Annotated in this window: 17 protein-coding genes; 12 read left to right on the top strand and 5 right to left on the bottom strand. The window is 64.1% G+C overall.

The window, feature by feature from the left end; all coding sequences use genetic code 11:
- Window positions 1–68 precede the first annotated feature (68 nt).
- The gene (locus tag L593_RS00610; RefSeq protein ID WP_020444971.1) at window positions 69–1,214 is read left to right on the top strand and encodes a Gfo/Idh/MocA family protein; all 1,146 of its coding nucleotides are present in this window, start codon (window positions 69–71) and stop codon (window positions 1,212–1,214) included.
- A 204-nt stretch (window positions 1,215–1,418) separates the two neighbouring features.
- Entirely contained in the window at window positions 1,419–2,147 is a 729-nt protein-coding gene (locus L593_RS00605; protein WP_020444970.1) for a sugar phosphate isomerase/epimerase, read from the top strand.
- A gap of 25 nt (window positions 2,148–2,172) precedes the next feature.
- On the opposite strand, the gene L593_RS00600 is transcribed toward L593_RS00605, so the two are convergent.
- The gene (locus L593_RS00600) at window positions 2,173–3,708 is read right to left on the bottom strand and encodes a trehalase family glycosidase (protein WP_020444969.1); all 1,536 of its coding nucleotides are present in this window, start codon (window positions 3,706–3,708) and stop codon (window positions 2,173–2,175) included.
- A 161-nt stretch (window positions 3,709–3,869) separates the two neighbouring features.
- Between L593_RS00600 and L593_RS00595 the strand changes: the two genes are divergently transcribed.
- From L593_RS00595 to L593_RS00585, 3 genes are all read left to right on the top strand, one after another.
- Window positions 3,870–4,919 carry an ABC transporter ATP-binding protein gene (locus tag L593_RS00595; protein ID WP_049894227.1) on the top strand — a complete coding sequence of 350 codons (1,050 nt, stop codon included), beginning with the start codon at window positions 3,870–3,872 and terminating at the stop codon, window positions 4,917–4,919.
- A 131-nt stretch (window positions 4,920–5,050) separates the two neighbouring features.
- A complete protein-coding gene (locus tag L593_RS00590) occupies window positions 5,051–5,911 on the top strand; it encodes a carbohydrate ABC transporter permease (protein ID WP_394296467.1) in 861 nt (286 codons plus the stop codon).
- A 6-nt stretch (window positions 5,912–5,917) separates the two neighbouring features.
- Window positions 5,918–6,928 (top strand): carbohydrate ABC transporter permease, encoded by a 1,011-nt coding sequence (locus L593_RS00585; protein WP_020444966.1) that lies wholly within the window; start codon window positions 5,918–5,920, stop codon window positions 6,926–6,928.
- 639 nt (window positions 6,929–7,567) lie between these two features.
- Here L593_RS00585 and L593_RS00580 read toward each other — a convergent pair.
- Complete coding sequence (locus L593_RS00580) at window positions 7,568–7,879, bottom strand: hypothetical protein (RefSeq protein ID WP_020444965.1); 312 nt, start codon at window positions 7,877–7,879, stop codon at window positions 7,568–7,570.
- A 2-nt stretch (window positions 7,880–7,881) separates the two neighbouring features.
- A complete protein-coding gene (locus tag L593_RS00575; RefSeq protein WP_020444964.1) occupies window positions 7,882–9,180 on the bottom strand; it encodes an ABC transporter substrate-binding protein in 1,299 nt (432 codons plus the stop codon).
- Window positions 9,181–9,303: 123 nt separating this feature from the next.
- Here L593_RS00575 and L593_RS00570 point away from each other — a divergent pair, with 123 nt between their 5' ends.
- The 3 genes from L593_RS00570 (at window position 9,304) to L593_RS16500 (ending at window position 13,485) form a co-directional block, all read left to right on the top strand.
- Window positions 9,304–10,689 (top strand): sulfatase, encoded by a 1,386-nt coding sequence (locus tag L593_RS00570; RefSeq protein ID WP_020444963.1) that lies wholly within the window; start codon window positions 9,304–9,306, stop codon window positions 10,687–10,689.
- Window positions 10,690–10,814: 125 nt separating this feature from the next.
- Entirely contained in the window at window positions 10,815–11,888 is a 1,074-nt protein-coding gene (locus L593_RS00565) for a TrmB family transcriptional regulator (protein ID WP_020444962.1), read from the top strand.
- Window positions 11,889–12,084: 196 nt separating this feature from the next.
- Complete coding sequence (locus L593_RS16500) at window positions 12,085–13,485, top strand: PQQ-binding-like beta-propeller repeat protein (protein ID WP_081638613.1); 1,401 nt, start codon at window positions 12,085–12,087, stop codon at window positions 13,483–13,485.
- A gap of 261 nt (window positions 13,486–13,746) precedes the next feature.
- On the opposite strand, the gene L593_RS00560 is transcribed toward L593_RS16500, so the two are convergent.
- Both L593_RS00560 and L593_RS00555 read right to left on the bottom strand, forming a co-directional pair.
- Complete coding sequence (locus tag L593_RS00560) at window positions 13,747–15,147, bottom strand: TIGR00341 family protein (protein WP_020444960.1); 1,401 nt, start codon at window positions 15,145–15,147, stop codon at window positions 13,747–13,749.
- A gap of 153 nt (window positions 15,148–15,300) precedes the next feature.
- Window positions 15,301–15,765 carry a DUF1269 domain-containing protein gene (locus L593_RS00555; RefSeq protein ID WP_081638724.1) on the bottom strand — a complete coding sequence of 155 codons (465 nt, stop codon included), beginning with the start codon at window positions 15,763–15,765 and terminating at the stop codon, window positions 15,301–15,303.
- Between the two features lie 255 nt (window positions 15,766–16,020).
- On the opposite strand from L593_RS00555, the gene L593_RS00550 reads away from it, so the two are divergent.
- From L593_RS00550 to L593_RS00535, 4 genes are all read left to right on the top strand, one after another.
- On the top strand, window positions 16,021–17,379 hold the full coding sequence (locus L593_RS00550) for a metallophosphoesterase (RefSeq protein WP_020444958.1): 1,359 nt from the start codon (window positions 16,021–16,023) through the stop codon (window positions 17,377–17,379).
- 171 nt (window positions 17,380–17,550) lie between these two features.
- Window positions 17,551–17,754 (top strand): DUF4177 domain-containing protein, encoded by a 204-nt coding sequence (locus tag L593_RS00545; protein WP_020444957.1) that lies wholly within the window; start codon window positions 17,551–17,553, stop codon window positions 17,752–17,754.
- Window positions 17,747–18,742, top strand: a complete 996-nt coding sequence (locus tag L593_RS00540; protein WP_020444956.1) for a hypothetical protein — start codon at window positions 17,747–17,749, stop codon at window positions 18,740–18,742. The genes L593_RS00545 and L593_RS00540 overlap by 8 nt, the downstream gene beginning before the upstream one ends.
- A gap of 296 nt (window positions 18,743–19,038) precedes the next feature.
- The gene (locus L593_RS00535) at window positions 19,039–20,736 is read left to right on the top strand and encodes a right-handed parallel beta-helix repeat-containing protein (protein ID WP_020444955.1); all 1,698 of its coding nucleotides are present in this window, start codon (window positions 19,039–19,041) and stop codon (window positions 20,734–20,736) included.
- The last annotated feature ends 14 nt before the right edge of the window (window positions 20,737–20,750 follow it).

Genomic DNA, 20,750 nt, shown 5'->3' with positions numbered 1-20,750 from the left:
GATGGCCGCTGGCCGCCCCACCTTCCGACAGCCGAGGATTCATTTCCGTGTGTCGACGCCCTTCGACTATGACGATCGACATCGGCATCGTCGGCGCAGGGAATCGTGGAGAGACGCACGCAGGCGAGTACGCGGACGTCGACGGCGCGGAGGTCGTCGCCGTCGCGGACATCGACGAGCAGGCCGCGGAGGCGCTCGCGGGGGCCGTCGGTGGCACGGCCTACGGCGACTATCGCGACATGCTCGACGACGCGGACCTCGACGCCATCGACGTCTGCGTTCACAACAACCTCCATCGCCCCGTCACCGTCGACGCGGCGGACGCCGGCTGCCACGTCTTCTGTGAGAAGCCGATGGCGGCGACCTACACCGACGCGAAGGCGATGATGGAGGCGACCGAGGAAGCGGGCGTCCACCTCGGCGTCCAGAACCACGAGTTGTTCAGCGACGAGACGCGGGCAGCCAAGACGCTGCGCGACGAGGGGAAGCTTGGGGATCCGTACTTCGCACGTGGCGTCTTCTCGCGCCGACGAGGCCGTCCGTACGTCGACGGCTACGGGACGCCCTCGTTCGTTCGCAAGGAGTCTGCCGGCGGAGGCCCGGTGATCGACATCGGCACGTACGTCGTCGGGCGACTGCTCCACCTGCTCGGCAACGAGCCAGTCGAGCGCGTCAGCGGTGCGACGTTCGAGCACACGGAGGACACCTACGATACGGACCTCGTCGGCGACAATCGCGACCAGTACATCGAACGCCTCGCCGAATCCGGCTACGACGTCGAGGACTCGGGGATGGGCTTCGCGCGGCTCGCCGACGGTTCGCTCCTCTCGCTGCGTGCCGCCTGGCACATGTTCCTCCCGGACGACTCCGACGTCCTCGCCGGCACGAAAGGTGGCGTCCAGTTCGACCCCTTCGAGTTCTACACCACGTCGGGCGACTACCAGGCGACCATCTCGCTCGACCTCGAGGAGTACGAGCGCCGTCAGGCCCTCTTCGAGGGCGACACGGGCTACGACTTCGAGCGCTCCATCGGGCAGTACCACCACTGGATCGACACCATCACCGGAGCTGCCGAGGAGGTCGTCCCGACCGGCGAGATTGCGCTCAACTCCATGCTCGTGATGGAGGGCATCTACCTCTCTCAGGAGGCCGGCCGCGAACTGACACGCGAGGAGATAGCCGAGCGCTCCGAGTCCACCGCGATCGACGTCTGATCGGCGCTCTGCGAACGACGCTTGATCGGCACTCCTCGAACGACGCCGGATCGGCGCTCCGCGATTCGCGCCATTTCGGCGCATCCCGATCGACGTCTGACCGGAGCTCCGCGACCGTCGCTTCCGGCGCCGACGCCGCTCGCAGAGTCGGCAATCGGGAGGGGCAAGCAAACCCCCTTTTAGACGGGCGGATTCGTCTCGGGTATGGCCAAGACTGCCATTCAGTTGTACACGCTTCGCGACGTCGACCTGCCGTTCGACGAACTCCTCGAGGCCGTCGCCGACGCCGGCTTCGATGGCGTCGAGTTCGCATATCGCGTCCCCGACGAGGATCCGGAGGAGGTACGGGCGGTTCTCGACGAGACTGGACTGGAGGCCGCCGGCGCCCACGTGCACCTCGAGGACCTCGAAGACGACTTCGAGGACACCGTCGCCTTCTACGAGACGCTCGGCGTCGAGAACTTCGTGATCCCGTGGCTCGACGAGGAGTACTTCACGAGCCGCGAGGGCCTGGACGAGGCCATCGAGCGACTCTCCGCCGTCGCAGACGACCTCGCCGAGGAAGGGTACACGCTCCACTACCACAACCACGACCAGGAGTACTCCGACTACGACGGGGAGCCAGGCTTCTACACGTTCATCGACGAGAGCGACTTCGGTCTCGAACTCGACCTCGGCTTCGTCCTGATCGGTGGCGACGACCCCGCAGGACGCCTTCGTGCCGTCGGCGACCGATGTTCGCTCGCGCACGTCAAGGACGTCGACGCGGACGCCGGTCACTCGGTCCCCGTCGGCGATGGCGACGTCGACATCGACGCGGCCGCCGAAGCCTTCGCCGAGATCGACGGCGAGTGGCTCATCTACGAGTACGAGGGCGACGACCCGCTCGAGTCGCTCGACGACGCTGCTGCGACGATGCGCGACCTGGTGTAAGCGGTTCCGGCTGCCGCTCGATTTTCTACGCCGTCTCTTCTCGTGCCGTCAATGCAGCGACCACGCCGTTCGTCCAGGCGAACCCGTACTGGAGGTCGTACTCGCCGCTGTCGGGCGACACCGACTTCGACTCGACGTCGTACTTCTCGGCCATCTGGCCAGTGGTCTCGAAGCCGGTTCGATTCACCGCTAGCCATCGATCGGCGATTTCGGCCGCGAGGTCGTCGTGGCCGTACCGGCGAAGCCCTTCGATCGCCATCCACTGCAACGGTGCCCAGCCGTTCGGTGCGTCCCACTGCTCGCCGGACTCTTCGAGGGTCGTGAGGAGCCCACCCCGCTCCAGGAACAACTCGCGGAGCCGCTCGGCCACCGCGTCGGCCCGGTCCTGCTCCGGGATGCCGGTGAACAGCGGGACGGCCCCGGCGAGCGTGCTCTGCTCGGATCGTTGCTCCTCGGTCCAGACGTAGTCGACGTACAGCGACGCGTCGTCGCTCCAGCAGTAGCGCTCGATGGCCTCGCGGCGACGGTTCGCAGCACTCGCGTACCGGTCCGCAGCCTCGTGTTCGTCGACGCGTGGGAGCCACTCAGCGAGCGCCGTCTCCATCCCGAACAGCACGGCGTTGAGGTCGACGGGGACGAGTTCAGTCGTGCGAATCGAGGTGAGGTCCTCCCCCGTTTCCATCCAGCGAGTGCTGAAGTCCCAGCCAGACTCGGCTGCCGCCCGGAGGTCTCGAAAGAGACGGGGGCGATCGTCCGTCGGTACCTTCTTTGCGAGTTCGCGATCGTTCCAGTGGGCCTCTGGACGTGGACTGGCCCGGTCGTCCCAGTAGCGGTTCACGACGGTCCCGTCGGGGAGGGCGACGGTCCGGCGGTGACTCCGGCGATCACCGACCGAACCGACCAGATCGCTGCCGTCCATCCAGTAGGCGTGCTCGGTCTGGAGGGCGTCGAGGTAGGGTTCGACCGCGGCGGGGCCGCGCTCGCGTTCGAGAATGCGGAGCATGCGGTAGAACAGCGGGACTTGCGAGCGGCTATCGTAGTAGACGCGGTTGCCGAGTGGGACGAAGTCGAAGCGATCCAGCAGAGAGGCGACGTTCTCGATCATCCCCTCGACGAGTTCGAGGCGGTCGCTCGCGGCGAGTCCCTCCATCGCGAAGTAGCTGTCCCAGTAGTACATCTCGCGGAACCGTCCCCCGGGGACGACGTGGGGCTCGGGAAGCGGGACGAGCGTGCTCCCCGAATCCGGATCGACGTTGAACGTCCGCGTCAGGGGCTCCCAGAGCGCCTCGACGTGTTCTTCCATGGTCCGATCCGGCTGGAGCTGTGGATTCGCGGCGATCGGTTCGGGTACCCGGAAGTGTTCCTCGACGAAGGCGTCCACGTCGAGCGTGCCCGCCTCCTCGAGTGCGAGATACCGCTCGTGGAGGAGATCCGCTTGCACGCGTGGCACCGAGTCGACGAACCGTTTGGCGTCGTCGAATGGACCTCGTTGCTGGACGGCCCGGAATAGCTCACCGGAGACCTGGGGGTAGTTGCTGTAGTCGAACCCGCGGAAAGTCATCGGTGCCAATTTACCCCAGTATTCATAAATAACTGTTGGGTCATCCCCGAAAATCGAGAGCATCAGGCGATCTACCCCACGCCTTACAAGTCCTTTAGGAATGATTAATTATAAGTGCCGTAAACGAGTATCGTGTCGGTACGCCGATGACCCGCATCTCCATGCGGTCCGTCAGCAAGTACTTCGACGGGGGTGACACAGTCGCGAACTACAAGCTCGACCTCGAGGTCGAGGACGGGGAGTTTCTGGTGTTCCTCGGACCGTCCGGCTGTGGGAAGACGACGGCGCTCCGGATGATCGCCGGACTCGAGACGCCCTCGGAGGGTGAGATCTACTTCGACGACGACCGCGTCGACAGGGATCCACCCGCCGACCGCAACGTCGCGATGGTGTTCCAGAACTACGCGCTCTACCCGCACATGACGGTGCGGGAGAACATCGAGTACCCGCTGAAAGTCCGGGGCATCCCGCCGGAAGAGCGGGACGAGCGCGTGGCCGAGACCGCCGAACTGCTCCATATCGAGGACCAGCTCGAGAGCGACCCCGCAGAGATCTCCGGTGGCCAACGCCAGCGGACCTCCCTGGCACGGGCGATCGTTCGCGAGCCGTCCGTGTTCCTCCTCGACGAGCCGCTCTCGAACCTCGACGCGAAGCTCCGCCTCGAGATGCGATCCGAGCTCAAGCGGCTACAGAACGAGCTGGACATCACGACGGTCTACGTCACGCACAACCAGGAGGAGGCGATGAGCATGGGCGACCGGATCGCCGTGATGAACGAGGGGACGATCCGGCAGGTCGCCGAGCCCGAAGAGCTCTACCGGCGACCCCAGACGACCTGGATCGCGAATTTCATCGGATCGCCACCGATGAACCTCTTCCCGGGCCACCGCCGGAACGGCTCGATCGACCTCGACTCGGGCGACACCGTGCCCGCCAAGAACGAGACGGAGTCCGACGACGTCTCCCTCGGCATCCGCCCCGAAGACATGGTCGTCACCACCGAGCCGCCCGAATCCGAGTGGTCGATCAAGGGGACCGTCGAAACTGTCGAACCGCTCGGCGAGTACGTGCTGGTGAACGTCGACGTCTCCGGAGAGCTGATCAACGTCAAGGTGCCGACGACCGAGGTCGAGCCGGGGACGACAGTCTATCTCACGTTCGAGCCCGAGGACGCCTATCTCTACGACGGTGACGGAATACTCGTTGCCTGATACCCATGGCTACCGAACACTCAACGGAGCGCTCCACGGAACGCGCCACCGAGCCGTCCGCGGAGCACTCCTTCGAGGATCGACGGGAGCAGACCGTGGACTGGGAGAAGCTGAAGGCGATCGTCGTCTTCATGGTTCCCGGCCTCACCCTGTTCGCGATCTTCTCCGTCGGCCCGATGGTCTACTCCGCCTTCGGGAGCTTCTACGCGTGGGACGCGTTCGACCTGCAACACTTCGTCGGGCTCGAGACCTGGGTCGAGACGTTCCAGAACGACGCCATCATCAACTGGGACAACCTGACGAGTCTCGAGTACCCGATGGGGGCGCTGCCCCAGAACCTGATCTGGATGGTCGTTCACGTGCCCCTGAGCACGTTCCTCGGACTCGGCCTGGCGCTCCTCTTTGCCGACCTCCGCGGTCGACGCATCCTTCGGTCGATGGTGTTCCTCGCGTTCACGACTCCGACGGTCGTGATCGGCCTCGTGCTCCTGTTCGTCTACGACCCGCAGGCGGGGATCTTCAACGCCTTCCTCTCCTCGGTCGGTCTCGAGGGGCAGGTCAGGAACTGGCTGCAGGAGCCCCAGATCGCCATCTACGCGCTGATCGCCGGTGGCGTCTGGGTCCAGACCGGATTCAGCATGTTGCTGTACAGCTCGGCGCTGGCAGGGATCGATCCGTCCTTGCTGGAGTCGGCACGGATCGACGGGGCCGGCCGGTACCGCCGCTTCAGGGACGTCATCTGGCCGCTGGTCAAGCCGGTCACTGCCGTCGTCGTCATCATGGGGATGATCTGGGTCCTCCGGATCTTCGCCATCGTCTACGCGGCCGGCGGGCCGTCGGGCGGACCGAACGGCGTGTACTCCGTCCTCGGCCTCGAGGTCTACCAGTCGGCATTCTCGATCCCGATCCGCTACGGCGAGGCGATGGTCGTCGCGCTCATCGAACTGTTCATCGCACTGCCGATGGCCTGGTACATCGCCAGCATGGACTGATCCCGCATGACTGATACACCACACTCCACGGACGAGCCGATCGATGCGACCGCTGGCGAGGCGCGTTCTGCCGGCGACGCAGGCACCGACGGCACCACCCGAACCGACGGGGGCACGCGCGTTCGCTACGACGTGCCGGACACCGCCCCGACCGACGATCGAACGATGCAGGAGCGACTGCTCGCGTCGATCCCGTCGAAAGGTCGGGCCGCGCGCTACGTGATTGCGATCACGATCGCCTTGCTCTGGCTGGTCCCGTTGATCGGCCTGTTCATGGCCTCGGTCCGCCCGCTGAGTGAGATCATCCAGGGCTGGTGGCACCTCGAGGGGATGACGATCACCTTCGAGAACTACGAACAGGCCTGGAACTACCAGTCCGGTCCGATGAAGCAGGTCCTGTTCAACACCGCGATCGTCACGATCCCCTCGGTCCTCGTCGTGACGCTGCTCGGGACGATGGTCGCGTACCCGTTCGCGCGCTTCGACTTCCCGCTCAAGACGTTCCTGTTCTTCCTGCTGATCATCGTCATGGCGGCACCGCCGGAGCTCGTCGCGATGGGGAACTACAACACGCTCCGGGAGACCGGGCTGTTCGACACCTACATGGGCCTCATCCTGGTCCACATCGGCTGGGGACTGGGCTGGGTCGTCATGTTCCTCCGGAACTACCTCCTCGGCCTGCCCGAGGAACTGGAGGAGGCTGCACGCGTCGACGGCGCGTCGCGCTACCAGATCTTCAAGTCGATCGTGCTGCCCTACTCCGCTCCCGCGCTCGTTTCGGTGGCGGTCATCCAGTTTACCTGGGTCTGGAACTCGTTCTTCTTCCCCCTGGTCTTCATGCGGTCCCAGGAGAAGAAGCTCGCACCCCAGGTGCTCCCGCTGATGAAGGGTCGGCTGCAGATCGACTGGGGGCTCGTCGCTGCGGGCTCGGTCCTGACGATGATCGTCCCGATCTTGCTGTTCATCGCCCTGCAGCGCTACTACAAGCAGGGGATGGTCGCAGCGGTCGCGGACTGATCAGCCGCTGTTTCCTCGCTTGCTTGCGAACCCGATTCTCCGTATCCGCGTCCTCGAAGATCCTGGAGTCCGGTTTGCGCGATGCCAGTCGCTCGCGCCGTTCGGATTATCGACGGTCCCAGCATCGCTGGCGGCACCGGCACGATCGTCGGCCGTCGTCGCCACCAGTCTGGTTGCTTCGGCTGGTCGAGACGGTCTCCTGGTCCGAACAGTCGGCTGATCGGAACAGTCGGTTAGTCGGTACATCGGCTGATCAAAACGGTCGGCTTTCGGCTGGGTCGTCGCACGCTGCTCTGGCTCGGATCACTACGTGGGCTGCCGGCCCACTCGTACTCTGCGCTGCCAGCGGACGACGCATCGACCCTGCCAACGCGGTTTCGGGGAACTCGCATCCCGTGGGATCCAGTCGGGATCGATGCGATCGGATCCGACTGGGCGCCAGTACCGGCGAGCCAGGATCGTGGGCAACCGTTTCCGGTCTAGATTGTATTCGGAAGCGGAACGGACGTGCCACGATGAGACGACCGCGTCGCTGGCGGGCTACGATCGTAGAGGTGGAGCTGCGTGAACGCTGGAAAGGCGAGGCATCGGGACAGCGGCGCGGAGAAAAATCGATCGCTGACGGCGAGTTCGAGAACGTCAGTACGGCAGCATGTAGGTGTACGTCGCCAGGAGCGCGATCGCGATCGCCAGCAGCTCCGAGACGAAGAACGCTTTCGACGACGCCCAGCCGAAGTACAGGAGCGTCGCCACCGGGATCACCGCGAGCATCGACGCCAAGAACCCCTTCGTGAAGAGGATCGCGAGGAACCCGACGGTCACGAGGATGAGGAGGTCCATCCCCAGCGAGACGAGGTTCCGGCGGCGAAGCTCCTCGGGATCGAACATCCGCTTGATCGCCTCGACGGACCAGTCGTCCGCCGATCGCGATTCGGTGGGGTTCGAACTCACGGTTAGTTAGACAGGCTCTCCTGGTGTGCGGTGTCGAGGGCTGACACGATGTCGGACGTCGACGTGCCGGGGGAGGCCCAGAGTCCCTTCAGCTGTGACCAGAACTCCTCCTGGAACGGGTTGCCCAGCGCGTCGTCGAGGTCCGGAACGACGGTGACTTCGTTGGCGAGCTGGGGCAGCTGCGCCATGACCTCGATCTGGTAGGCGTCTTCTGGCACGTTGATGTTGGAGGCAATGAAGCCGCCTCGCTCGACCCACACCTGCTGTGCGTCGGCCGAGACGAGGGAGCCGATTGCGTCCACGGCGGCGTCGACGTTCTCCGAGTACGACGGCACGGTCAACCAGTTGATCGAGGAGGTAATACCGTTTCCGCCGGGCATCCGGAACACGCCGAGGTCCGATGGGTCCTGCACCGCGTCCTGGGCGGGCGTGAACGAGCCCATGAAGTACAGCGGCGTCGAGCCGTCCCAGAAGTACTCGTACTGGACCCCGAAGTTCCGGGTCTGGCTGAAGTGGCCCTGCTCGTGCAGCGACTTGATCTCCTCGAAGGCGGACGAGATCCGGTCGTCGGTGAAGGACGCGTCACCGGAGATCAGGCCCTGCTGGAGCTCTGCACCGTTGTCCTGGCGCATGAAGAAGCCCTCGGTGATGTCGCTGAGGGGCCAGCCGGTCCCGTTCCCGGACGCGATGGGTGCGTCGACGCCGTCGATCTCGCTGATCGTGTCGAGGAGCGTCTGGAACTCCTCCCAGCTTCCGGGCTCGGAGAGACCGTGCTCGTCGAAGAACGACTGACGGTACCAGAAGCCCGGCTTGAGGTCCATCTTGAACGGCGCGGCGTAGACCTCGCCGTCGACAGTCACGCGGGAGGGTTCGACCGCGAAGTCGTCCGCGGACCACGCGTCGCCAACCGGTGCCAGGTGGCCGTTCTGCGCGTCGGACACGATTCGCGCTGGCGACGGCATGACGACGATGTCTGCCGGTGCCACGCCCGACTCGTAGTCCATCAGCGTCCCGGTGAGCAGGGAGTCGGTCGTCCGCGGGTGATACGTCAGGCTCACGTCGGAGTTCTCCTCGACCTGGTCCATCACGGCCGAGAAGTCCTCCTGCTCGGCGTCCGCCCACACGCCGGTGATCTCGAGGCTCGACCCGCCGCCGTCGCCGTCGCCGCCGTCTCCCGAGTTATCGAAACAGCCCGCGAGACCGGCCGTCGCGATGGCCGATGCGGCGCCCGTCGTTTTCAGTACGTCGCGTCGCGTTCGGAGCGACTCTGGTCGGTCGTCTGGCATCTCACTCTCAACCATACCGAGCCATTTACTTCAATTTTATTGATTAATTACGGACATAGTTACCGATAAGTGTCACGGAGCCGGCGAATGCGCCCGTCGTGATCCGTCATTAAGTGGCCGGGCAGTGCTTGGTTGGTCATGGGAGATCCGCACGCTGCCGACGACGCGCCTGGCCCGAACGTGGTCCTCGTTCACTGCCACGACCTGGGGCAGTACCTCGGGTGCTACGGCGCCGACGTCGAGAGTCCGAACCTCGACGGCCTCGCCGACGAGGGCGTCCGGATGGCCAACAGCTTCTGCACCGCACCGCAGTGCTCGCCGAGTCGCTCCAGCATGATGACGGGTGCCTACCCGCACGAGAACGGCGTCATGGGGCTGGCCCACATGGGCTGGGCGCTCGACGACGACTGGATGACGCTCCCGAAGTACCTCCGCGAGGCCGGCTACTCCACGCACCTCCTCGGCTTCCAGCACGAGGTGCCCGACGACCCGGAGCGACTCGGCTACGATCACGTCGACGACGACACGAAACGGGCGCTCGAACTCGTGGACGTCGTCGACGAGTTCTTCGAGGCGCGAGTCGAGGATGGCCAGCACGCTGACGAGGGCGAGCCGTTCTTCGTCTCGATTGGGATCGAGGAACCCCACCGACCGTTCCGCCGTGACTACCTCCCGGAGTCGATCTACGACGAGCCGTCGCCGGAGGCCGTCGAGGGATTCCCGTTCCTCCCGGACGCGCCGGGCGTTCGAGAGGACACCGCCGCGCTTCAGTCGCTCATCGCGGAGACGCTGGATCCCGCGATCGGCGAGTTTCGGCAGGCGCTGGCCGATGCAGGGCTCGCCGAGGAGACGTTGTTCGTCTTTACGACCGACCACGGCCTGGCGATGCCCCGAGCCAAGGGGACCTGCTACGACCCTGGGCTGGAGACTGCGCTCCTCTTCTACCAGCCTGAGCGGATCGAGGGCGGCGCCGTCCACGAGGAACTCGTCAGCAACGTCGATTTTACGCCGACAATACTGGACCTCGTCGGCGTCGAACCACCGACCGACGTCGCCGGGCGATCCTTTGCGGGACTGCTCGTGGACGAGAACGAGGACGAGACTGACGTGACGACGTACGATCCGCGAGATCGGATTTTCGGCGAGATGACCTGGCACGACCGGTACAACCCGGTCCGCGCGATCCGCACGGAGCGCTACAAGTACGTCCGGAACTTCTCGGTGTTGCCGCGCATCTTCGTGCCGATGGACGTGGTTCCCACGCCGTCGGGCCGAGAGGTCCACGAGGAGTTCTACGTCGAGCAGCGTCCCGAAGAGGAACTCTACGACCTCGAGGCCGATCCGACCGAGCAGGAGAACCTCGCGTCGGACCGCACGCCGTACGAACCGACGTCTGCGGCGAGTGATCCGGACCCGGAGCATCGCGAGGTCCTCGAGACACTCCGAACGGAACTTCGCGAGTGGATGGAGCGAACCGACGATCCCCTGCTAGACGGTCCCGTCGCCTATCCGCCGGTCGAGTGAACCGGAGCTATCGGCGCCATGGCGGGTCCCGGCTGCGGTCGGACACCCCTAGCGGCAGCCCGGTCGACCCGAATATTCGCCAGTCTCGATGCTTTTTACCTACTGGAGTGGTCAACTAACGCCCGATGGACACCGAGGAACTTTCGGAGGTCCTCCAGGCCGCGGACCTCTCTTTCTACCAGGCCGACGCGTACGTCACCCTGCTCGAACTCGGAACGGCTTCCGCGACCGAAGTCGCACGGTCCAGCGACGTTCCGGACGCTCGAATCTACGACGTGCTCCGGGACCTCGACGAACTGGGGTACGTCGAACTCTACGAGCAGGACACGTTCCAGGCTCGTGCGACCGATCCGCAGACCGTCGTCGAGAACCTGACCGAGCGCGCGTCGCTGTTCGAGGACGCGGCCGCGGAGATCGAGGACCGCTACGAACAGCCGAGTCTCGACGACCACACCGTCAGCATCGTCAAGCGCTTCGACACCGTCCTCGAGGCTGCCCGGACGTTCGTCGCCGAGGCCGAGACCCAGGTGCACGCGACGCTCACCCCCGAGCAGTTCGCGGAACTCCGTGGCGACCTCGAGGAGGCGAAAGAGCGCGGCGCCACGGTCAACGTCACGCTGCTCTACCGCGACGAGGATCCCGAACTCGGCGACTCGGACTTCGAGGGCGTCTGTAGCGCCGTCCACCGACGGCCGCGTCCCTCGCCGTTCGTCGTCACGTCGGACCTGCAGCGGACGGCGTTCGCGTCGAATCCGGCCGCGATCGAGGACTACGGCATGATCCTCCAGAACCGCTCGTTCACCTACGTCTTCTTCTGGCACTTCCTCATCTTCATGTGGCTACCCTGGCCGGTCCTCTATGCCGAGGAACCCGGCGAGACTCCCAAGCGCTACGCGGACGTTCGGCAGTTCCTCCTCGAGTATCTGCAGCCCATCCGCGAGGGCGCGACCGTGACGGTCGAGATCGAGGGCCGCGACACCGAGAGCGGCGAGTCGCTCACGATCGATGGCTCCGTCGTGGACACGGAGTACGTCTCCGAGGCCGCGTCCGCGCTGGATTCCGAACTACTGGAACTCGCCGGAACGGCGACGATAGTCGTCGACGACGGCGAGGAACGCCACACTGTCGGCGGCTGGGGCGCTCGATTCGAGGACGTCGAGGCGAAGCGGATCACGGTGACCGGCGTGGAAGCGGCGTAGGATGTCGGTGCGACGGACAAGTCTATGTTTCGCGTGTGCTCTCAAAACCGCATTCTCTCTCGCTTGGACGTTACTGGTGGACGAGTGATCGCGGATGTGACGAACTCAGCCGACGACTGTGCCACTCCCTACAGTCTCAGCTTTAGCCAGTATTTTTATTTGACCGCTCTCTCGTGCAGCGAACGGGATTCACACAATGGCGGCGTCAAGACGACGAGCGTTGAAGATGGCAGGGGCTGCTCTGGTATTCGGCCTCGCTGGCTGTTCGACGACCGGTGACAATTCCAATTCGGCGGACGATTCAGCGACCGGGCACAACGGGTCACGTTCGTCCCGTGACGGAACTGGAGATAACGAAACCGAATATAACTCTGGAACGGGCGATGGAGGATCGGACTCGGGATCAAACGAGACTGACTCCGATCCACAAGGCGATGACGATTCGGGGTCCCAGAATGAGATCGGATCCGCCAGTGGATCGTGGCAAACGTATCAGTACGATACTGCCCGGTCGGGTTACGCACCGTCCGAAACTCCTCCTGGAGATGATGCGTCCGTCCAGTGGACCAGCGAGGTGGGTCAAACGTTCGCAGAATCGTCTCCAGCGGTCTCTGGCGAGACAGTGGTGGTTACCACATACGGTGGGTCCGTTCGGGGTATCGATCTCGCTACTGGAACCGAACGATGGGTTTACGAGACGAGTCAGGACGTTTATGCGTCGCCAACCGTTCAAAACGGGACGGCATTTGTCGGGGCAGCTGACGGTAAGCTTCACGCAATAGATACCTCCACGGGCGAGGGCCGCTGGACGTACACTGCTGGCTACCCCGTAAATCGAAGCGTCGCAGTTTCCGGGGACGTCTATCTCGCTGCCCAGAGTGGAACGAACAGTGCGTTCGTCGCCGCACTTGACCCCGAAACTGGGGGTGAACGCTGGCGTCACAGTCTTGATACCTACGGCGAATACGGTGCCACCGTTTCCGGTGCCGTTACGGTTGCCGACGAATCGGTGGTGATCGGCACCGGTCGATACGGTTCGACGTTCGTATGTCTGGACGCTTCGACGGGTGATTCCGTCTGGACGTTCGATTCGTCCACGTATAGTGGCCAGTCGTATGACGAAGTATTTCACACGGCCGCAGTGGTTGACGGATCGGTGTTTGTACCACTGACAGTCGAAGACCCAAATAATGTGAGTACTATCATCTCCTTTGACCTGTCGACCGGTGACGTTCGCTGGGAGTGGCAGCGCGAGGGTGAGCTCGTCGCGGGAGATTGCGCAGTCGGACCGGAGGCCGTCTATATTACGACGACATCCGATGATACAGCGAAACTCGTTCGATTGAATCGACAGACGCATTCAGTGGACTGGTCAGTCGATCTTGCAACCTCCTCACCGAGGTGTGCCCCGTTGCTAGTCGACTCGACATTATTTGTCGGCAATAGTCGCTTCGATCCAGCCGATGGTGCTCACCTCGGAGTCGTAGGGGAATCACAGAGTTGGGCCCAACGTCCCATCACTAACGGATATCTGGTACAGAATCATAGTTCCCGTCGGGGAAGTTCCTACAAGATGTACAGTACAGATAATATTTGATCTAGTAATATCTTGGAGTGGGCGATAGCCCATTGAAGCTGTCTATAGTTCCGGGCTAGTGATAAAATAATTGATAGTCTCCGGGCGACCGATCGAGGTGCACGGTCGGCGTCGGGGTGCACGGACAGTGTTGGACGGTTCAACCACTACACTCGGCCGAATAGAATTTGGCCCGAAACAGTAGATGAGTATAACCCTAGACGACGATCTATCTACGTAACATTACTTCAAGTGTCCCCTATGAGAGATGCTGGATAATTCTCAACCTGGAGAGGACTCCGAGATTGGAGGACCTCGAGGTCGAACGGGTATGTTCCAACGAGCGTCGGAAGCCACTTCTCGAGAAAGAACCGGCCGCCCTTCGGTTCGCGGTTCGTCCTCCGACCACTGCGTCTCGATGTAGCCGACGCGTACGACGACGTCCTGCCCGGTCGCCTCGGTGATCCGATCGTCCAGCCGCTGGGCGAGACCCGGCGGTGCGGGTTCGTCCCTCGGGATCCCGACCAGCACGTTGACTTGTGGCTCCTCCCCGAGCAGTAGTTCCGTCGTCGTGTAGTCGACGCTCACCTCCTCGAGTTCGACCGACTCGAACTGCGCCTCCTCGAACTCGCGCTCGATTTCGGATGTGGCTTCCTGCTCGACGGACTCGGTGTAGAACGTCGCGAGCGTCACCCCGACGAGCACGATCGAGAGCACGGCGATGCCGATCCCGACGACGACGATCCGGGAGAAGACGGAACTCCTGACGCCGACGTACTGCCCAGCGTCGAGCGGGCGGAATCCCGAGAGGTAGAACAGCGTCAATGCCGAGAGGTTGATCGCGAGGAGGTTCACGACGACGAGCACGGCCGCGGCGATCGCGACGCCGGGGAGCCCGAACGCGATCCCGAGTCCGGCGGTCGCGGCTGGCGGCACGAGGGCGACCGCGATCGCGACGCCGACGAGTGCCGACCCAGCACCCCGCATGACGCTGATCGCGCCGGCGAGTCCGGAGCCAAGCGCGAGGAACAGCGAGAGCACGTTCGGACTCGTCCGTTCGGCGATCTCGGGGACGGTCCTGATGTCCAGCGCCGGTGGCAAGAGGACGGTTTGCTCGAGGACGAACCCGAGGATTGCAGCGGTGGCGATCGCGGCGACGAGACCGGTCACCTGTAGCTTCACGCCGCGGGCGGCCATCTGCTCGTCGTCGAGGATCGTCCCGACGCTCGCTGAAATCGCCGGTCCCATCAGCGGTGCCACGACCATCGCCCCGATGATCGTCGCCGCCGAGTCCAGGAGCAGGCCGGTCGTCGCGATGATCGTACTGAGCAGCAGGAAGGAGAAGAACGTGGAGTTCGCAGGGGCGAGATCCTGGGCTCTGGCGTGGAGCTCTTCACGCGAGATGCGCAGTCCAGGAAATCGCTCGACGAGCGCGGAGAGCCGCCGGGAGATAACCGTCTCCGTGGGAACGACGATCGTGTAGGCGTCCTCCTCGATCCCCGCGCTGCGGAGGTCTTCGAGTACCGGTTCGACGCCGCTCGGCGGCACCGGAAACTGGACCATCGCCTCGAAGTCACCACGCCCGACCTCGTCGAAGACGGCGTAGTCGATGCCGTACTCGTCGAGCGCGTCGAGCACGCTGGCGCGATTGCCCTCCGGGATCAGTACCTGAACGAGACGCATAGCACACCCCCGAGTCGATGGCGGGTGGCGTCACCTGCCTCGCACGCTCCACGAACCGCCGTCTTCGGTCGCGTTACCGGCTGCCGGGATCGCGATCGATCGAGGATCCTTCTCGCGCCGTTCGAAATCGAAACGAGTCGAACCACGAACCGCTCAGCCCGCGACTTCTTCGGCTGCGAACGTCTCGCGGAGCTGCGTTTCGTCCTCCGGCGAGAGGTTCGTGTCGATGATCGTGAAGTTCATGTCCTCGGTCTCCTGCTCGATGCGTTCCAGCTGGGCGTCGCGCACGAGGAGGAACAGCGCCGACTGACCTGGCTCGACCGTCTCGCTGACCTCTTTGATGAACGAGTCGTCGATACCCACGTCACCGAGTTTGCCGCCCAGGGCACCACCCGCGGCCCCGGCGATCAACCCCAGCCACGGGGCGAGAAAGAGAAGACCGATGAGCATGCCCCAGAACGCCCCGCCGAGGGCGCCCGACCCGACCAGGCTATGGGCCTGCTTTACCTTCGCGTGGCCGTTCTCCTTCCGGACGACGACGGCCGCGTCCTCGAGCGTGATAAGTTCGCGCTTCTGGAAGTCGTACATGCGTTCGCGCATCCCCTCTGCGCCGTCCATGTCCTCGAACGCGAGGACGACTAGTGAGCTCATGCGTCGCTTCGGTTGGCCGCGGCGTCACTTTGTTAAACACTCGACCGGCCGATTTCGATCGACGTACATCACAGTACCTTTCGCGTACCCTGGGTCTGTTGCCGCTCTCCGGCCGGCGACCGTTCGAAGCACGCCGCCGGTCTAGGATCGTCGTTGTCGAAGGTATCGAACGGTACGATATTGTTATTAAGGGGCGTCGAGCGCGTCGGTTGACGTCAGCCAATGGCGGACGTCTACTACCTCGTCAGCGACCTCCACATCGGCGGAGACGAACAGCTCCGCACGGTCGACTTCCTCGAGGAATTCCTCGCGTTCCTCCGCGACCTCGAAACGACCGACGAGGACGCCGAACTCCTGATCAACGGTGACGCCTTCGGGCTCTGGGAGTTCACGGGAGTCGAGGGACCCGCGAAGTTCGACGAACTGCTCGCACAGTACCCGGAGCTCTTCGAACAGCTCCGGGCGACCGGCGAGACGGTCCCGATCACCCTCATCCCCGGCAACCACGACTACGAACTGGCGGCATACGACGAGTACGTCGACCGACTGGCCGAGTACAACGTCAGGCTCCGACAGGTGGAGTCGATCACGCGGACGGTCGGTGACTTCACCGTGTACGTCGAACACGGGATGCAACGCGATCCGAGCAATCGGATTCCGGACTTCGGCAATCCGTTCGCGAACCCGCCGGGCTACTTCGTCAACCAGCACGTGACCAGTCGCGCCGGCCAGTTGTCCGCACGCGGCAAGTACAACTGGCTCAAGGACATCCAGGCGGTGACGCCGATGACGATGATTCCCGAGTGGCTCATCTCCAACTACTTCTATCGCGAGATGAGCCCGTTCCTTCGCTACGCGGCCGTCCCATTCCTGCTCCTGTTCAACGTGGGACTGGCGTACGTCGCGATCTTCGTTCTGGATTACGTCGGGATCTGGTCGCTGCCGATGAACGTCGTCCAGGACGTCCTCGCGGACTTCGGCCCAGTCGGCAGACTCCTCGACGTGTTTCTCACGGCGAACCTCGTCGTGCTCGGACTGCTCGTCGCCGTCTCCGTCCCACTTTACGTCCTCTTTCGCGACGTTCGATCGACGTTACGACGATTCGGCCTCCTCTCTCCGGGAGGCAGAGCCCAGCCGTCGCGCGATCCATATCTCGAGGGAGCACGGGACGTGTTCGAAGATGACTCGTCCGTCGCCGCGTTCGTCTACGGCCACACGCACCGGGCTTCGCTGACGACGATCGGGAACCGCGTCGTCTGCAACACCGGAACCTGGCTCAAACGGCTTCGCCGGGTCGGATCGGTGATCGGCGTGCTCCCGCCGGTGTTCTACGCGAGCTACCGACTCAACTACTTCCGGTTCTCGTCGACCGACGACGGCGCCGTCGTCGTGGAATACGAATCCGTCCAGAAGCCGGATCCCGACGACGAGACGCTCCTCGAACGTCTGGTCACCCGCTCGCCAGCACCGCCGGAGCCGATTCCAGATCGTACCGTCGTCGACCCGGCGAACGATCGGCTCACCTCGTCGGCCGACGAAGTCGCCGCGTCAGACGATCAGCCGACGCGTCCGACGGACTGACACACGGCTTCCGACGACTCGCCGACGCCTCCGGGGCACTCCCCGAACCACCGGACGACGCCATAGCGCTCGACGATCGGTACGCACGAGCCGACCCGTTAGCAGAGACTGTGCGGATGCACAACCGCTGCCTACCTATCCGACTGGCCGCTGTAGCACGGCCGAATTCACATGCCTCGCCAGTGGGAGTACCACACGATCGAGCCGCCGAAGGGGCTGACCAAGCGCGAGACCGTCGACCCGACCGAGGAACTGAACCGGCTCGGCGCAGAGGGCTGGGAACTCGCCGAGACCATCAGCTACGACAAGGGCGGCACGAAGCTGCTCGTGTTCAAACGACCGGTCACTGATTCGGACTCGCCAGGCGATGGCTGACCTCACTACGGCCGACCGGATGCGCGAGCGCACCGACGTCAACAGGGTCTGGTTCTGGCTCCTCCTCGGTGCGAATCGGTGGGTCGTCACCGCGGTTCTCGGGGCGCTCGTCTTCGGGACGTTCATGGGCTGGGGGATAACCAAGTCCACCTCGCTCCAGGCGACGATGCAAGCCAGCGACATGGTCGAGACCGTCTTCGCGGGCCTCGTCGGCGCGGTCATCACCGTCTCGACGCTCGTCGTCTCGATCAACCAGCTCGTCCTCTCCCAGGAGATCGGCTCGCTCGGCAGTCAGCGGAGCCGGATGGACGTCACGATGGACTTTCGAGAGAGCACGGACGACCTGCTCGGCGAGACGACGCCCGCCGATCCGGCGGCGTTCATCGACGCCCTGATCGCGGAGAGCGAGGAGCGGGCCCAACGACTCCGCGAGGCGATCGACGAATCCGAGCACCCGGAACTCGGCGAGTCGGTAGACACGTACGTGGCGGACTTGCTCGAGAACGCCGACCACGCGCGGAAGCTGCTCGTCGACAGCGACTTCGGTACGTTCGACGTCGTCCAGCCGGCACTGGATTTCAACTACGGCCAGAAGATGCACGACGTTCGTCGGCTCGGCAGGGAGCACGAGGACGAACTCACCGAGAAACAGCTGGCGGCCTTCCGCGAGGTACTGGTGTCGCTGACCATGTACGGCCCAGTCAGGGAGTACGTCAAGGCACTGTACATCCAGTGGGCACTCGTGAAACTCTCGCGAGCGATCCTCTACGCGACGGTCGTCGCGCTCACCGTCGCTGGCGGCATGGTCGTCTTCGTGGACGCGACGACGTTCACCGGCCGGTTGTTCGGCGTCGAGACGATCCTCTGGGTCGTCAGCGCAGCCTTCACCATCTCGACGCTCCCGTTCCTCGTGTTCACGTCCTACATTCTGCGGCTTGCCACGCTGGCGAAGCAGACGCTCACCGTCGAACCGCTGATCCTGCGCTGACTGCAGGCCCTTCTATCGCGGGAGACCGTCTCGGTAGCACGTTCCTCTCGACGGCATGGAAGCCGCCGAGGACGCTGGAAGCCATCGAGGACGCTGGAAGCCATCGAGGACGCTGGAAGCCATCGAGGACGATAGAAGCCACCGAAATCGCTAGAAGCCACCGAAATCGCTAGAAGCCACCGGCGACGTTGGACGCCACCTCGGGCAAAGCCGTGTGAATCGAACGAGCGACTCTGGAGTGCCTCGACAGTACGACGTAACTACACTGAAGGCTGCAACGACTGCCACTTCTGGACATGGACGGCTCGCCCCCGAGCGAACGCAATCCGCGGCTGGTGATCTGGGTCCGGATCGCGGTTGCCATCGGCTTCCTCCTCGCATTCTTCGGAATCGTCGGGTACTCGGTGCTCGGCGTCGGTTTCGCCGCGAAACCGTTGGCTGCTGACTCCAGCGGAGTCGACTCGCCCCGTACGGACGTCAACGGCTCCTCGGACGCCGGCGCTGGAGTCGCCGGGCCGGGGAACGGAACGCAGGATGGCGACGAGAACGAATCGAACACGCCGATCGGAGAGAACACCACTGACGACGATTCAGGCGCCGACGAAGGCGAAGCGGACAACTCGTCGAACCAGACGTCCCCGTCTGAGGAGATGGAGTCCACCGCCGGCGACGGCGGCGACGACCTCCCAGGAACGTCGACGGACGAGGAAACCGAGAGCGACGACGCCGAGGATTCGGGGGACGACGATACAGGTGCTGCCGGAACCGAATCCGGCGATGAACAGGGCGTCGACGGAGGAGCGTCCCAGGGCACCGGCACCGACGATGGCGGGAACGGGGCTCCACCGGCCGATTCGACTCCTGAACCGGACGATCCGACTCCTGAGGATGGGTCGGGCGTCCGGCCGGTGACCGAGTGTACGGTCATCGACCAGCCCGGTACGTACGAGATCGGACAAAACATCGGCGATACCAACGTCCAGGAGATCGACGTCGGCAACGGCTTCGTCCGACCGGTGTGTATAGCGATCCAGACCAGCGACGTTGTGCTCGAGGGCAACGGGAACGTCCTCGGTGGCTCCGGGGAGTCGCTGAGCGTCGGCGTCCACGTCTACGATCCGGCCGGGTCGACGGTCAGCAACGTATCGATACGTAACCTGCGCGTCGAAGGGTGGTCGAATGGCGTTCAGATCGGCGTCGACACCTACGTCGTTGCTTCGGGCGCGTCCGCGACCGCTTCGATCGAGGACGTTCAGACGGTCGATAGCGAAAATCACGGCGTCTTCGTCGTGGGACCCGGAAGTTCGCTGGAGGGTGTCACTGCGAGTGGGAACGACGGCAGTGGGATCGGGCTGTTCGACGCGAGCGGCGTGCGCATCGACGACGCGACCGTCTCCGACAACGGCGACCACGGCCTCGCGCTCTTCGAGGGCGTGTTCGACGGCGAGTACACTGGTATCACTGCCGCCAATAACGGTGGCTCGGGGATCTTCATCGGGACTGACAGCTCCGGGAACCGATTCGCGGACCTCTCGATCCGGAACAACGACGGTCCTGCGATCCGCGGCTACGACGGCTCCGACAACGAGGTCGACGATCCGATCGTCGAGTCCGACGGCGGTACGGAGAGGCAGCCACCGGAGGCAGGGTCCAACGACAGTGCTGGAACCGACGACGCTGACGAATCCACGTCTGGACCGTCAGACGCCAATTCGACAGTCGGTACCGACGAGCAGGGTGAAGACGAGACCGAAGCAGGAGAGCGGGACGAGACTCAGCGTGAGGAGGACGGGGACGACGATACCGAAGTCGAGGAAGACGCGGAGGACGACGATGCCGATGGCGACGATGCGGATGACGACGACGGGGACGAAAGTACCACCGACACGGAGGAGGACGAGGCTGGCGAGGGGGACACGGAGGATGCTGACGATGAGAGCACGGACGATGTAACCGACGACGTCGTCGATCTGTTCACGACGCTGTTTGGCTAATCCCCAGCGGTTCC

Origin of the sequence: Salinarchaeum sp. Harcht-Bsk1, assembly GCF_000403645.1 — an archaeon.
GTDB lineage: Archaea > Halobacteriota > Halobacteria > Halobacteriales > Salinarchaeaceae > Salinarchaeum.
This window is presented reverse-complemented; position numbering and strand designations above follow the sequence as displayed.

Bases quoted from the DNA above. Each gene is read 5' to 3' on its own strand.
- L593_RS00570 (WP_020444963.1), top strand. From the start codon at position 9,304: ATGGGAGATCCGCACGCTGCCGACGACGCGCCTGGCCCGAACGTGGTC.
- L593_RS00590 (WP_394296467.1), top strand. From the start codon at position 5,051: ATGGTTCCCGGCCTCACCCTGTTCGCGATCTTCTCCGTCGGCCCGATG.
- L593_RS00585 (WP_020444966.1), top strand. From the start codon at position 5,918: ATGACTGATACACCACACTCCACGGACGAGCCGATCGATGCGACCGCT.
- L593_RS00600 (WP_020444969.1), bottom strand. From the start codon at position 3,708: ATGACTTTCCGCGGGTTCGACTACAGCAACTACCCCCAGGTCTCCGGT.
- L593_RS00555 (WP_081638724.1), bottom strand. From the start codon at position 15,765: ATGGACGGCGCAGAGGGGATGCGCGAACGCATGTACGACTTCCAGAAG.
- L593_RS00560 (WP_020444960.1), bottom strand. From the start codon at position 15,147: ATGCGTCTCGTTCAGGTACTGATCCCGGAGGGCAATCGCGCCAGCGTG.
- L593_RS00605 (WP_020444970.1), top strand. From the start codon at position 1,419: ATGGCCAAGACTGCCATTCAGTTGTACACGCTTCGCGACGTCGACCTG.
- L593_RS00550 (WP_020444958.1), top strand. From the start codon at position 16,021: ATGGCGGACGTCTACTACCTCGTCAGCGACCTCCACATCGGCGGAGAC.
- L593_RS00545 (WP_020444957.1), top strand. From the start codon at position 17,551: ATGCCTCGCCAGTGGGAGTACCACACGATCGAGCCGCCGAAGGGGCTG.
- L593_RS00575 (WP_020444964.1), bottom strand. From the start codon at position 9,180: ATGGTTGAGAGTGAGATGCCAGACGACCGACCAGAGTCGCTCCGAACG.
- L593_RS16500 (WP_081638613.1), top strand. From the start codon at position 12,085: ATGGCGGCGTCAAGACGACGAGCGTTGAAGATGGCAGGGGCTGCTCTG.
- L593_RS00565 (WP_020444962.1), top strand. From the start codon at position 10,815: ATGGACACCGAGGAACTTTCGGAGGTCCTCCAGGCCGCGGACCTCTCT.
- L593_RS00540 (WP_020444956.1), top strand. From the start codon at position 17,747: ATGGCTGACCTCACTACGGCCGACCGGATGCGCGAGCGCACCGACGTC.
- L593_RS00610 (WP_020444971.1), top strand. From the start codon at position 69: ATGACGATCGACATCGGCATCGTCGGCGCAGGGAATCGTGGAGAGACG.
- L593_RS00595 (WP_049894227.1), top strand. From the start codon at position 3,870: ATGCGGTCCGTCAGCAAGTACTTCGACGGGGGTGACACAGTCGCGAAC.
- L593_RS00535 (WP_020444955.1), top strand. From the start codon at position 19,039: ATGGACGGCTCGCCCCCGAGCGAACGCAATCCGCGGCTGGTGATCTGG.